General features: G+C 71.5%; 12 protein-coding genes. All 12 read left to right on the forward strand.

Features of this window, described 5'->3' with window-relative positions:
* The first annotated feature begins 482 nt into the window (after window positions 1-482).
* The 12 genes from MOV08_RS09375 (at window position 483) to MOV08_RS09430 (ending at window position 13683) form a co-directional block, all read left to right on the forward strand.
* Window positions 483-1448, forward strand: coding sequence for an isocyanide synthase family protein (locus MOV08_RS09375; RefSeq protein ID WP_275306995.1), 966 nt, complete (start codon window positions 483-485; stop codon window positions 1446-1448).
* 1 nt (window position 1449) lies between these two features.
* Window positions 1450-2256 (forward strand): TauD/TfdA dioxygenase family protein, encoded by an 807-nt coding sequence (locus tag MOV08_RS09380; protein WP_052286620.1) that lies wholly within the window; start codon window positions 1450-1452, stop codon window positions 2254-2256.
* A 48-nt stretch (window positions 2257-2304) separates the two neighbouring features.
* Complete coding sequence (locus MOV08_RS09385; RefSeq protein ID WP_275306996.1) at window positions 2305-3543, forward strand: styrene monooxygenase/indole monooxygenase family protein; 1239 nt, start codon at window positions 2305-2307, stop codon at window positions 3541-3543.
* Window positions 3540-4682, forward strand: coding sequence for an LLM class flavin-dependent oxidoreductase (locus tag MOV08_RS09390; protein WP_039631007.1), 1143 nt, complete (start codon window positions 3540-3542; stop codon window positions 4680-4682). The genes MOV08_RS09385 and MOV08_RS09390 overlap by 4 nt, the downstream gene beginning before the upstream one ends.
* Entirely contained in the window at window positions 4679-5953 is a 1275-nt protein-coding gene (locus MOV08_RS09395) for a styrene monooxygenase/indole monooxygenase family protein (protein WP_275306997.1), read from the forward strand. Before MOV08_RS09390 ends, MOV08_RS09395 begins: the two co-directional genes overlap by 4 nt.
* A gap of 76 nt (window positions 5954-6029) precedes the next feature.
* The gene (locus MOV08_RS09400; RefSeq protein ID WP_275306998.1) at window positions 6030-6551 is read left to right on the forward strand and encodes a cupin domain-containing protein; all 522 of its coding nucleotides are present in this window, start codon (window positions 6030-6032) and stop codon (window positions 6549-6551) included.
* Window positions 6552-6596: 45 nt separating this feature from the next.
* A complete protein-coding gene (locus MOV08_RS09405; RefSeq protein ID WP_039631009.1) occupies window positions 6597-7796 on the forward strand; it encodes an MFS transporter in 1200 nt (399 codons plus the stop codon).
* Window positions 7797-7883: 87 nt separating this feature from the next.
* Window positions 7884-8741: a sulfurtransferase gene (locus tag MOV08_RS09410; protein WP_275306999.1), complete on the forward strand. Its 858-nt coding sequence runs from the start codon at window positions 7884-7886 to the stop codon at window positions 8739-8741.
* A 116-nt stretch (window positions 8742-8857) separates the two neighbouring features.
* Entirely contained in the window at window positions 8858-9664 is an 807-nt protein-coding gene (locus MOV08_RS09415) for an SDR family oxidoreductase (protein WP_275307000.1), read from the forward strand.
* Between the two features lie 38 nt (window positions 9665-9702).
* Window positions 9703-11124, forward strand: a complete 1422-nt coding sequence (locus MOV08_RS09420) for an aminotransferase class V-fold PLP-dependent enzyme (protein WP_275307001.1) — start codon at window positions 9703-9705, stop codon at window positions 11122-11124.
* Window positions 11121-12008, forward strand: a complete 888-nt coding sequence (locus MOV08_RS09425; RefSeq protein ID WP_275307002.1) for an LLM class flavin-dependent oxidoreductase — start codon at window positions 11121-11123, stop codon at window positions 12006-12008. The genes MOV08_RS09420 and MOV08_RS09425 overlap by 4 nt, the downstream gene beginning before the upstream one ends.
* Window positions 12009-12063: 55 nt before the next feature.
* Window positions 12064-13683 carry an FAD-binding oxidoreductase gene (locus MOV08_RS09430; protein WP_275307003.1) on the forward strand — a complete coding sequence of 540 codons (1620 nt, stop codon included), beginning with the start codon at window positions 12064-12066 and terminating at the stop codon, window positions 13681-13683.
* The last annotated feature ends 14 nt before the right edge of the window (window positions 13684-13697 follow it).

Raw genomic sequence — 13697 nt, forward strand, 5'->3', positions numbered from 1 at the left:
GGGGAAGCTGGCGTTACTTCAGCGTGCTGCGGGGGGAAATGACGCCGCTGGGGAAAAGGTGCCGAAAAGTGACCACGGCTTCCTTACTCCTGCCCAAATCCACCCGCAGGCATGCGGAAGTGCTCTCGGTCGTGTTCATCCGGGAGCGACCGTCGAGCTGAATGCGGGAGATTCCGTTGCGGGTGAACGCACTTGCCGGTATGGCGGAATCGCCGCGTCCAGCGCGCCGGCCGCGGCGGCGGATTACGCATCGCGGGGGAAGCGGCGGCAGTTTCCGGTCCAATTCCTTCTTGTGGTGCGTACCGTTCCGCTCCGGTCGCCGGTGACGGTTACGGGGGATGCTGGCATACAGCCCTCCAGAGAGTGTCGGACGAATTGATTGAACCCGGAACCCGGCCTGTGGTCGGGCCCGGAACGAGCAATTCATTCATCTCGGAGGAACGTTGAACGGAAAAATGATGGAGGCGTCGACCACGACGCAGGTGTCCCAGCGTGTCCTGGAACTCCTGTACCGATATCGGCGCGTCGACGAATCACTGGTCGAGCAGGACGGCGACACCGCGGGCGACGATCCGTGTCCGGCGTGTTGCGAGGCACACCGGGAGCGGATGGAGCACTTCATCGAGCGCGATGAGCCCATCCACTTCGTCGTGCCGGCCTTTCCGGCGAAATCGCCGAACCAGAGCAAGGTGCTCGGCGTACTGCCGGACCTCGGCGAGCGTCTGGCGCTGGGATTCCTGCAGTCGCTGTGCGACTACGTGGGCCACTTCTACCGTCCGGGCGCCCGGGTCACGATCTGCTCGGACGGCCATGTCTTCGGCGACGTGGTCGGCGTCGCCGACACCACGGTGACCGAGTACCGGGATTCGCTCACGGAAATGATCAGCACCGCGCGGTGGTCCGCCATCGACCTGTTCGGCCTCAATGACGCGTTCGGCGGCATGCACTATCCGGTGATGCGGAAGGTGCTGGAGGAGAACTACTCCGCCACCCTCGCGGAGCTGAAGGAGAAGGTCCGCAGCGACCGCGGCACGCGGTCGCTGTTCAACGGGATACACCGCTTCATGTTCGAGGACGCGGTGGCCCGCCGCGGCGCCGACGCGTCCCGGACGAAACTGCGCAACGACTCGAAGGACACGGCGTACCAGACCATCCTGCGCAGCAACGCGTGGAGCCGGCTGGTCGCCGCGACATTCCCCCGGGCGATACGGCTGTCCATACACCCGCAGCCCCCGCACTCGGAGAAGTTCGGTCTGCAGCTCATGCCGACCAGGGACGGCTGGCTGACGCCGTGGCACGGCGTGGTGCTGGACGACGGGGTGAGCTGTTCCCTCGTCAAGCGCTGGGACGCCGAGCGGCTGCACGCCACGGTCGTGTGGCGGGACGGCCGCCCGAGCCACTTCATAGCGCCCCATCTCTCCACGGCCGCACTGGAAAGGGTTTCCTGACATGGCCACTTCGACGACACCGCACGGAGCGCTCACGCACACGCCGCTGCGGCCCTTCGGCCGCATTGTGGAGGCCGCCGGCGGGGCGCGGATCACGGATGTCCCGGCCGAGGTGCTCGCCAGGTGGACCGAGGAATCGCGGGTGTTGGTGCTGCGCGGCTTCGATCTCATGGCGAAGGAGGAATTCGGCACGTACTGTCGCCGCTGGGGCGAGGTGCTGAAGTGGGAGCCCGGCGAGGTCATCGACCTGGTGGTCGAGGACAACCCGAGGAACTACCTGTTCGCCAGCGGCGATGTGCCTTTCCACTGGGACGGCGCGTTCGTGGAGGCAAATCCGCGGTACTTCTTCTTCCAGTGCCTGAACGCCACTCCGGGCGCCGGCGGGGAGACCGTCTTCTCCGACACCACCGCGGTCTATCGGGACGCGGACGCCGAGCTCCGCGAGCAGTGGGCGGGCATCAGCCTGACCTATTCCACCGAGAAGCTGGCGCATTACGGCGGACTGATCACCGAGCGACTCGTCTCCCAGCACCCGGCGACCGGTGTACCGGTGCTGCGCTTCGCCGAGCCCCTGGACCCCGCGGTCTACAAGAACCCGGTGCACGTCCAGGTCGACGGATTCGGTGCGCCGGCGGCCGAGGAGTTCCTCGCCGGCATGGCGGAACGGCTGCACCGGCCCGAGTACTGCTACGCCCACGACTGGCGGACGGGAGACATCGTGATCGCGGACAACTACGCGCTCGTGCACGGCCGCAACGCGTTCTCCGGCCCGACGAACCGGCATCTCCAGAGGGTCGAGGTCATCTGAAGCCCTCCGCAGGACCTTTTCCCGTCCCCGCACAGGTGGAGCGAAAGAATGAGCATTGGCATTGTGGGTGCCGGAATCTCCGGACTGCACCTGGCACTTCGGCTGCAGCAGCTCGGTCTCGACACCGCGCTGTACACGGCCAAGGAGCCGGACGGCATGCGCAGCGGGCCGCCGCTGAACTTCGTCACCCGTTTCGATTCCACCAGGAGGCGGGAAGAGGCCCTCGGTATCACCCGATGGTCGTCCAGCGCCTACGACAACGCGTGGATGCACATGAACGTCGAAGGCCCCGGCGGATTCGGATTCCGGGGCCGGCTTCCGCAGCCGGCGAGTTCCGTCGATTTCCGGATGTACCTCGCCGCGCTGTTGGAGGCATATGCCGATCGGGGCGGTGACGTGACGGTCCGCTCCGTCGCGGACGGGCCGGAGCTGGCCGGGCTGGCCGGGCGGCACGACCTCCTGGTCGTCGCCGCCGGCCGGGGGGCGCTCACCGACACCTTCGGGCGCGACCCGGCCCGCTCGCCGTACCGCACCGCACCGCGTCACCTGGCGGGCGGGCTCTTCCACGGGGTCCTGCCCGCCGACCCGCCGGGGATGACCATGCACATGGTCCCGGGCGCCGGCGAGATCCACGCCCCGGCCTACCACTCGTTCGCGGGGCAGGTGACCGTCGTCCTGGTCGAGGCGGTGCCGGGCGGCCCGCTCAGCCCGGTCACCGAGACCGACTACCGAGAAGATCCCGGACGGTTCGGCCGGGACGTGCTGGATCTGATCACCCGTCATGCGCCGCTGCTCCGGGAGCGGATCGACGCGCGGGAGTTCGCCCTCACCCGCCCCGTCGACATGCTGCACGGCGCCGTCGTGCCGGTCGTCCGGCACGGCTGGTCGGACGTGGGCGGGGGCACCTTCGCGCTGGCGGTCGGCGACGCCTGGATCGCCAACGACCCGTTGACGGCGCAGGGCGCCAACCTCGGCTCCGCGCTGGCCTTCCAGCTCGCGGACGAGCTCGCGGCCCACCGGGGCCCGTACGACGAGGAGTTCTGCCGCACGGCCTCGGGTCGGATGTGGACCACCGCCCGGCCCGTCGTGGAGTGGACCAACCTCTTCATCGGCGAGCCACCGCCACAGGTGGCGAGGCTGCTGGCCGCGGCGGCGGGAGACCAGCGGGTGGCGGACGCCTTCGTGGCCAGTCTCGACCGGCCGGAAGAGATGTGGCGGACCGTCAACTCAGCTGGCCAGACTGAGGAGTTCATTGCGCAGGCGCAGGCAGTGAGGAGCGGGGTATGAGCGTCGACGTCGGCCTGGTCTGGGACGCCGTGGGGGACATCGCCGGCGGTCGCGGCCTCCTGGAGACCGCGCGCACCGCCGGGCTGGACACCTTCCTGGTGTTCGACCACCTGATCAACGTCTTTCCCCGGCAGGCGTGGGACACCGATTTCAGCTACCTGGCGGCGGCGCTGCCGACCCCCGACCGGTGTCTGGACTTCGCCACCGTGCTGGGCAACTTCGCGCCACAGGCGGGGCCCGTCCGGCTCGCGATCGGGGTCACCGACCCCAACCGCCGGCACCCCGCCGTGCTGGCCCAGACCGCCCTCACCCTCGCCCAGCTCACCGAGCGGGCACCGGTCCTCGGCATCGGCGCGGGCGCCGAGGAGAACCTCCGGCCCTACGGCGTACCGCACGACCGCAAGGTGAGCCGGGTCGAGGAGGCGCTGCAGATCCTCCGGATGTTCTTCGACGGCGAGGGGCCGCACGACTTCCGGGGGGAGTTCTTCACCCTGGACCAGGCGCTCATGGGCCTGCCCGCGCCCGAGGGCCGCACCCCGCGCATCTGGCTGGGCGGCAACCGCGACCGGATGCTGCGCCTGGCCGGCCGCTATGCCGACGGGTGGCTCCCGTCGGAGCTGATGACGCCCGAGGAGTACGCCCGGCGGCTGGGCGTGGTGCGGGCGGCGGCCGTGGCGGCCGGCCGCGACCCCGACGGCATCGTCGCCGCCGGCGGAGTGCCCATCGTGGTGGCCGAGACCGATGCCGCGGCCCACGCCCTGTTGCGCGCGAAGCCGCTCCGCTTCCTCGCCCTGCACGCGGGCGCGGAGTCCTGGCGGGCGCACGGGTTCGCGCACCCCTTCGGGGAGGACTACCGGGGGCTGGTGGAGCTCCTGCCGCATCGGCTGACCCGTGCCGAGGTGGACCGCGCGATGGCGGCGGTCCCCGACGAGCTGGTGGCCGAACAGGTCGTCGTGGGGAGCCGGGAGACCGTGCTGAAGCGGATCGGGGAACTGCTCGACGCCGGCATGCGGCACCCCATGCTCATTCCGGCCTCGGCGATGGCCTCCCCCGAGGCCGCCGGGTTCACCATCGAGTCCGTCGGTTGGCTCGCCGAGCGGCTGCGGTCGGCTTCCACCCCCGAGGGAGGGGTCGCATGACGAGCGTCGGCATCATCGGATCCGGCATATCCGGCGCACAACTCGCTTTGCGCTTACAGCAGTTGGGCATTGCGGCGACGGTCTACTCGACGCAGGACATCGACCAGCTCAAGTCCGGCCGACCGCGCAACTTCCCGGCGCGGTTCGCGCCCACCCAGGAGCGCGAGCGCCGGCTGGGGGTGTCCGCCTGGGACTTCCCGGACGCGCAGGTGCATCACTGGTCGCTCACCATGCACACCGACGGGCCCGCACTCGCGTTCCCGGCCCGGCTCGCTCCGCCGTCCAGCGTGGTGGACTTCCGGCTCTATCTGCCGCACCTGCTGGGCGAGTTCGTCGCGCGCGGCGGCACGCTCGACGTGGGCGAGCCCGCGGTCGAGGACATCGCCCGGCGGCACGATCTGACGGTGGTGGCGAACGGCAGCCGCTCGTTGCGCGAGCTGTTCCCGCCGATGCCGGAGCGCTCACCGCACACCACCCCGCAGCGCATCCTGTGCAGCGGGCTGTACTTCGGCATCGACGAGGCGGTGCCGCACTCGCTCGACATCCACTTCCTGCCGGGGATCGGGGAGATCCTGCGGCTGCCCTTCTTCTCCCCGGCCGGGCGGGCGGACGTGCTCGCCTTCGAAGCGGTGCCCGGCAGTCCACTGGAGTCGGTGAGCCACCTGGACGCCGACGTCGACCCGGGGGCCTTCCACCGCGCCGTGCTGGACCTCGTCGCGACGTACGCCCCGTCGCTCCGCGAGCGCATCGACACCGGGGACTTCGCGCTCATCTCGCCGGGGGAGGTCGCCCAGGGCGGGATCACGCCGGTGGTCCGCCGCGGCTGGGCACGACTGGCCGACGGGCGCTGCGCGCTGGCGATCGGCGACGCCTGGATCACCAACGATCCGCTCACCGCGCAGGGCGCCAACCTCGGATCGCACACCGCCTTCGCGCTGGCGGAGCTCATCTCGACGGCTCGGGGGCCCTACGACGAGGAGTTCTGCCGGTCCGCCTCCGCCGCGCTCTGGGAGCACGCGCGGCACGTCGTCGAGTGGAGCAACGCCTTCCTCGACGCGCCCGCGCCGCACGTGACGGCGTTGTTCGCGCAGGCCGCGGCGGACCGGCGGGTGGCCGACGCGTTCGTCAGCGGGTTCCACGACCCGGTCGCCATGTGGCGCACGCTCTCCAGCGAGGAGGGCGTGGCGTCCTTCGTGGCCGCCTGCCGGAGCGGGACGCCGGCGGAGCCGAGCCCCGTCGGACCGCACCCCACCGGTCCACGGCAGGGCTGACCCCGCCCGGGCCTCGGTCCCGGTACCGGTCCCGATTCCGATCCCGATCCCGATCCCGATCGCGACAAGGAGAGCGATGTCACTCCCGGACATGACGTACGACGAGAAGGGGCGGCTCATCCCGGAGTCCGAGCAGACCGCGGTCTGGCTGCTCGGCGGGCTGGCGCAGATCCGGGTTCCCGGCGCGGCGACCCGGAACTCCTTCACCGTCGTCCAGCACACGGGCAACCGCGGCTACACCACGCCGGTGCACGTCCACGACTTCGAGGACGAGATCTTCGTCGTCCTGGACGGCACCCTGCGCATGGTCTGCGACGGCGAGGAGCAGATCGCCGAGGCGGGCTCGACGATGATCGTCCCGCGGACGATTCCGCACGGATTCGTGACGACGTCGCCCAACGCCCGTTTCCTGACCATCCACTCGACGCCGCAGCCTGACCGCAGGCCGCAGTTCGACCTGTTCCTGGACGCCGAGATACCGCACGCGAAGGCGCTCACGCTGCCCACGGAGGACGTGGGCGGCCCCGACCTCGACCACATCATCGCCCTTGGCTCCCAGTACGGGTACGGCTACGCGGGCCCGCCGCTGACCCCATAGGCACCGCCCCCCGACAGACCTGACAGACCCGACAGAAGAGACGCCATGTCGTTGAAGCTCATGACCCTGATGCTGTGCGTGTTCGGCATCACGACCGGTGAGTTCGTCATCGCCGGCATCCTGCCGGACATCGCGCACGACCTCGTAGTGTCCATCCCCGCCGCCGGACTGCTGGTCACGGCGTATGCCATCGGAATGATCGTCGGCGGCCCGGTGATGACCGCGCTGACCGCACGGTTCGCCCGCAAGCCGCTGATCGTGGCCCTGCTGGTGATCGTGGTCGTCGGGAACCTCGCATCGGGCCTGGCCCCGGTCTACCCCGTGCTGTTCGTGGCACGGATCGTGACCGCGCTGGTGACCGCCACGTTCTTCGCCAACGCGATCGTCATCGCGGCCTCGACGGCGCCCGAGGGCAAGCAGGCGTCCACCGTCTCCAAGCTCGTCTTCGGGATGAACCTGTCGATGATGCTGGGGGCGCCGCTCGGCACCTTCATCGGCAACAACTTCGGCTGGCGGGCCACCTTCTACGCGATCTCGGCGGTCTGCCTGCTGGGCCTGCTGCTCGTGCTGCGGTTCGTGCCGGACGTCGGGAGTTCCACGCCCGGCACGTCCGCCGTCACCGAGTTGCGGGTGTTCGGCAACCCCAGTCTGCAACTCGCCATCGTCATCACGGCGGTCGCCAACATGGGGCTGCTGATCGTGTTCACCTACTTCGCACCGCTGCTCACCGACCTCACCGGCTTCGCGGCGGGCACCGTCCCCGTCCTGCTGCTCCTCTACGGCGTGGGGGCCGCGGTCGGCAACTTCGTCGGCGGCTGGCTGTCCGACCGTGCGTTGATGCCCTCGCAGGTCGGCCTGTTGGGGCTGCTGGCGCTCGGTCTGGTGGCCATGTGGGCGGTCAGCGGCAACATCGTGCTGACGGGGGTGATGGTGTTCCTGATCGGTGCGATGGGGTTCTCGGTCATCCCGGGGATGCAGACGCGGGTGCTGAACACCGCCAGCGCCGCCCCGACCCTGGCCATCGCGGTGAACGCCTCCGCGTACCAGCTCGCCGCCGCGCTCGCCGGCTGGCTCGGCGGCCGGGTCATCGACAGCGGACTGGGGTTGAAGTCCGTCTACCTGACCAGCGCCGCCGTCACCGTCCTGGGCATCCTCCTCAGCTGCTACGCGTGGTTGAGGGACCGTACGGCCGCCCGGCCCGGCGCGCGGGAGGAGGCGGCCGGGGCCGGAGCGTCGTCGGCCTGAGCCCCGCCGGCGGGGCCCGGGCGCGCTCCCACCGGTCCGCCCGGGCCCTGCCGGATCCACCGCACACCGTCACAACGGGAGGAAGCAATGGCTCGTGAGGCCGCCCTGGCCACGGGGGAATGGGCCGAAGCACACCTCGGCTCCGACGAGGTGTGCTTCGTCGAGACCGGCAACGAGGACACCGAGTACCGCAAGGGACACCCGCCGGGCACCGTCTGGATCAACTGGAGCGAGTTCCAGGACGAGGTGCGGCTGGGCGTCGTGGACCGGGCGGAGTTCGAGCGGTTGATGCGCCGGAAGGGCATCCGCGACGAGGACACCGTCGTCGTCCTCTCGTCGAACTCCAATCTGCTCGCCACGCTCGCCTACTGGTACTTCACCCTCTACGGGCACCGGTCCGTGAAGCTGCTGGACGGCGGACGGCGCAAGTGGGAGTCGGACGGCCGCCCCCTGACGACGCGGGTACCGGACCGCCCGGGCTCGGAGTACCGGGCCCGGGAACAGGACGCGTCGGTCCGTGCGCTGCGCGACGACGTGCTCGCCGGCATCGGGGCCAGGAACATCATCGACGTCCGGGCGCCGGAGGAGTACGCCGGTCGCACGTTCGCCCCGGGATTCGCCGGTGCGGCGTTCGCCCCCGGCCACGATCCCCACGAGGTGGCGCAGCGGTCCGGGCACGTGCCCGGCGCGGTCAACCTCCCGTGGGAGGCGGTCGTCGCGGACGACGACACCTTCCGTTCCCAGGAGGAGCTCGCGCAGCTCTACTCCGGTCTGGACCCGGCCCTCGGCAGCATCACCTACTGCTGGGTCGGGGCCCGCTCGGCGCACTCGTGGTTCGTGCTGCGGGAGTTGCTGGGCTGGCCGGACGTCAGGAACTACGACGGCTCCTGGGCCGAGTACGGCTCGCTGATCGGGGTGCCGGTCGCGCGCGGCCCCGAAGGCTGACCCCGCGCCCGCCCCACACGCACCCACATCCACATCCACATCCACATCCACCAACAGGCATCGCACACCTAGCGGGAAGGAGAAGGGCCGGCCCGTGCGCACGGCCCACCACGTCGATGAACGGAAACAACAGGACGCCGTCCACCGGGACGACGGAGGCCGACGGCCGGCTGCGGGGCAAGGTCGCCCTGGTGACCGGGGCCAGCTCCGGGATCGGCGAGGCCACGGCCAAGACCCTCGCCGCCCAGGGCGCGAGCGTGGTACTGGCGGCCCGGCGGCAGAAGGAACTCGACCGGGTCGCCGGGGAGATATCCGACGCCGGCGGCACCGCGACGGTCGTACGGACCGACGTGTCGATCGACGAGGAGGTGGCCGCCGCGGTGCGGGCCGCGGAGGACCACTACGGCGGGCTGGACATCGCCTTCAACAACGCCGGGGCGATGGGCACCATGGGCCGGGTCGCCGAGCAGCGGCCGGAGGTCTGGGCCGCCGACGTCGGCACGGTGCTGACCAGCGTCTTCCTGTGCATGCGGCACGAGATCCGGGCCATGGAGCGGCGCGGCGGCGGGACGATCGTCAACAACGCCTCCCAGCTGGGCATGGTGGGCTTCGGTCTCGGCATCAGTTCCTACGTCGCCGGCAAGCACGGGGTGGTCGGCCTCACCAAGGCCGCCGCGCTGGAGTACGCCGCGCAGAACATCCGCGTCAACGCCCTCGCGCTGGCCACCGTGGACACCCCCATGTACCGGGAGGGCGTGGGCGGGAACGCGGAGATGGAGCAGATGTTCGTCGGGCTGCACCCGCTCGGCCGGATCGCCAGCCCGCAGGAGGCGGCCTCCGCCGTGGCCTATCTGGCCGGCGACGAGGCGGGCTTCTTCACCGGCTCCGTACTGGTCATGGACGGCGGATGGACCGCCCAGTGACCCGGGCGCCCGGCCACTGACGGAGGAGAGGGCGGGACATGCTGACCGAACACCCCGCGTCCATCGGGCTCCACCACCGCCCCGGCCGCGTTCCGCGGGTCGTCGGCTCCGGTCTGACGGTGCCGCTGGTGACCGGGCGACGGGTGCCGTACGTCAATCTCGACCACGCGGCGAGCACCCCCTGCATGGTCGAGGTGCGCCAGGGGGTGGAACGACTGCTTCCGTGGTACGCCAGCGTGCACCGCGGTGCCGGGTTCGCGTCCCAGGTGAGCACCCGGACCTACGAGCGGGCCAGGGACGCGGTGCGGCGCTTCGTGGGCGCCGCGCCGGACGCCACGGTGGTGTTCACCCGCAACACCACCGACGCGCTGAACCTCCTGGGGCGGGCGGTGCCGCCGCACACCACGGTGTTCCGGTTCGCCGCCGATCACCATGCGGCGCTGCTGGCCTGGCGCGGTTCCCGGGTGTGCCGGCTGGGGGTGCCCGCCGGTCCCGGGCAGGCGGTCGAGCTGCTGGCCGGGGCGCTGGCGGACGCGCCGCCGGGACCGAGGCTGGTGGTGCTCACCGGGGCGTCCAACGTCACCGGGGAGCTGTGGCCGGTGGCCGCGCTGGCCGAGGTGGCGGCGGCGCACGGCGCCCGTACGGTGCTGGACGCCGCCCAGTTGGCCGCGCACGGGCCGGTGGACCTCGCCGGGTGGGGAGTCGACTGGGTGGCGCTGTCCGGGCACAAGATGTACGCGCCGTTCGGCGCGGGCGCGTTGGTGGGCGCGGCCGACTGGCTGGCCGAGGCGGATCCCTACCTGGCCGGCGGCGGCGCGAGCGCGCGGGTCACCGCGGACGGCGGGCGCGAGACGGTGGTCTGGTCGGGGCTGCCCCACCGGCACGAGGCCGGCTCCCCGAACGTGGTCGGCGCCCATGCGATGGCCGTCGCCTGCGAGGCGCTGTCGGCGGCCGGCTGGGACGCGATCACCGCGCACGAGCGGGCCCTGGCGGCCAGGTTGCGGGACGGGCTGGCGCGGATTCCGGGCGTGTGCCGGCTCGGGATGTGGGACGCGGGGTCGCCGGCGGTCGGCGTCGTGTCGTTCGGCGTCGCGCGCTGCGGCGGTGACCCGGTCGACCAGCGCCTGGTCGCGACGGCGCTCTCCGCGGAGCACGGCATCGGTGTGCGGGACGGGGCCTTCTGTGCCCATCAGGCCGTCCGCGCGCTGCTGTGCCGCGCCCACCCGCACGAGCCGGGTCGGGCGCTGCGGGCCAGCATCGGCCTGGGGACCACCGCGGATCACGTCGACCGCCTGCTGTCGGCCCTGGCCGAGCTGGTGGCGGACGGCCCGCGCTGGACCTACCGGAACACGCCGGACGGGTGGTGTCCGGTGCCCGACCCCCGCCCGCTGCCGGATTTCCTGGCGCACCGGGATATCCCGGAGGGCGTCCGACGGGAACAGGAAGGCGTCACACCATGAACTCCGCCAGGGAACCGCGCAGGAAATTCGGCGTCATGCTCTATCCCGACCAGCCCTTCCCGGTGCTGGCCGAACGCCTGGGATGGCTGGAGGAGCTGGGGTTCGACCAGGTCTTCCTGCCGGATCACAGCGCCGACCTCCGGGACCCGCGCCACACCTGGTTCGACAGCTGGACCGTCCTGGCCATGGCCGCGCTGGGCACCCGGCGGATCAGGATCGGCACGCTCGTCGCGAACCAGATCCTGCGTCCGCCGGCGCAGCTGGCCAAGCAGGCGATCGCGCTGGACCACCTGTCGGGCGGTCGGTTCGAACTGGGCGTCGGCGCCGGCCTCTTCGCCTGGGACCACCACAGCGTCGGTGGGGTTCCGTGGCCGCCCGGCGAGCGGGTGCGGCGGTTCGCCGACTATCTGGCCATCGTGGACGGCGTGCTGCGCGGCGGGGCGTTCAGCCACCCCGGTACCCACCTGTGGGCCCGGGATGTGGTGACGGTGCCGGGGTCGTTGCAGTCCCCGCGCCTGCCGCTCATCGTCGGCGGCCAGTCGCCGACCCTGGTGCGGGTCGCCGCCGAGCTCGCGGACGCCTGGAACACCCACGGCCCGCCCGGCGCGACGGCCGAGGAGGTGCTCCGCATCACGACGGAGCAGAACGCGCGGATCGACCGGCTGGCGTCGGCGGCCGGACGGGACCCGTCGGAGATCCGGCGGGCGTACACGATCTTCGGCCCGTGGGACCCGAGAGCCGGGCGCCACGGCTACGAGGAGATCTTCGAGCGCTTCGGCACGGCCGGTGTGACGGAATTCGTCCTCGACTGGCCCGGCGAGCGGCACGCCGAGGAATTCGCGCGCGTCGCCCGCGAGGTGATTCCGCCGCTGCGCGGCGACTGAAGTGAACACAACGGGGGCGGACGCCCAGCAACTCGCGTCTACGAAGGTGAGCGCAATGACAGCAGAAGTGACCGGAACAACCGGCGGGCAGGCGCCCGGCACCCAGCCCGAGGGCCGGCACCGGCCCGCGGCGGCGATCGCGGTGACGGGGGCGGACCGGCAGTACGCGGATCTCGTGAGCGGGCTCAACCAGCGGTACACCGCCGCTCCGGAGGCGATCCGGTTGGCCACCTCCACCGAGCAGGTGGTCGGCGTCGTGCAGGAGGCCGTGCGCCGGGGGAAGCGGCTGAGCGTACGGTCCAGCGGGCACTGCTACGAGGATTTCGTCTACCACCCGGACGTGCAGATCATCCTCGACATGTCCGGCATGCGGAACATCTCCTACGACCCGCGTCTGAACGCCATCGCGATCGAGTCGGGCGCCACCAACCTCCAGGCGTACCAGACCACTTACCCGCGTTGGGGCGTCGTCGCGCCCACCGGCTTCTGCTATTCGGTCGCCATGGGCGGCCATGTCAGCGGGGGTGCCTGGGGGCCGCTGTGCCGGACCCACGGACTGGTCGTCGATCACCTCTACGCGGTGGAGGTCGTGGTGGTGGACGCCGCGGGGCGCGCCCGCGCGGTCGTCGCCACCCGGGAGGAGGACGATCCGCACCGGGATCTGTGGTGGGCCCACACCGGCGGTGGGGGCGGCAACTTCGGCGTCGTCACCCGCTACTGGTTCCGCTCCCCGGGGGCGAGCGGCCGGGACCCGCGCGGGCTGCTCCCGCGGCCGCCCGCCGAACTGCTGGTGAACGCGGTGAGTTGGCCGTGGGCCGAGCTCGGCCGGGCGGACTTCCACCGGCTGGCGCAGAACTACGCGGAGTGGCACGTGGCCAACTCCTCGCCCGACAGCCCGCAGCGCGCCCTGATCAGCCAGCTGGTGCTCAACCACCGGTCGGCCGGGCAGATCGGCATGGTGGCCCTCGTCGACGCCTCGGTACCGGACGCCGAGCAGATCCTGTCCGACTACCTCAAGCAGTTGGGCGACGGCGTCGGCGTCGCGCCGGGCGCGATGACCGCGGCGATGGGCGAACTCCCCGCCCTCCCGCGGTTCGCGCAGGCCCGCCGGCTGCCGTGGCTGCACGCCGTGCGGATGCTCGGCACCACCAACAGCGTGCTCAACGACCCCACCCTGCGGGCCGAGTACAAGTCGTCCTACATGCGGGCGGCCTTCCCCGACGGTCACCTGGAGGCGCTCTACCGGCACCTCACCCGCGACGACCTGAGCAATCCGAACCTCAATGTGCTGCTGACCTCGTACGGCGGTCGGATCAACGCCGTCGACCCGGCCGCCACGGCGGCCCCGCACCGGGGCGCCGCCTTCAAGATGCTCTGGCAGGCGTTCTGGAACGATCCCGCCGACGACGACCGGTACATCGGCTGGGCCCGGGACTGCTACCGCGAGGTGTACGCGGACACCGGCGGCGTCCCGGTCCCGGGCGACGTGACCGACGGGTGCTACGTCAACTATCCCGACATCGACCTCGGCGATCCGCGTTTCAACACGTCCTCGGTGCCCTGGCACGACCTGTACTACAAGGAGAACTACCCCCGCCTGCAGCAGGTCAAGAAGCGGTGGGACCCGCGGAACGTCTTCCGGCACGCCCAGTCCGTCACCCTGCCCGACGCCTGACGCGCCGGCCGGGC

The sequence above is a fragment of the Streptomyces yunnanensis genome, from assembly GCF_029011865.1.
Classification (GTDB): Bacteria; Actinomycetota; Actinomycetes; order Streptomycetales; family Streptomycetaceae; genus Streptomyces; species Streptomyces yunnanensis.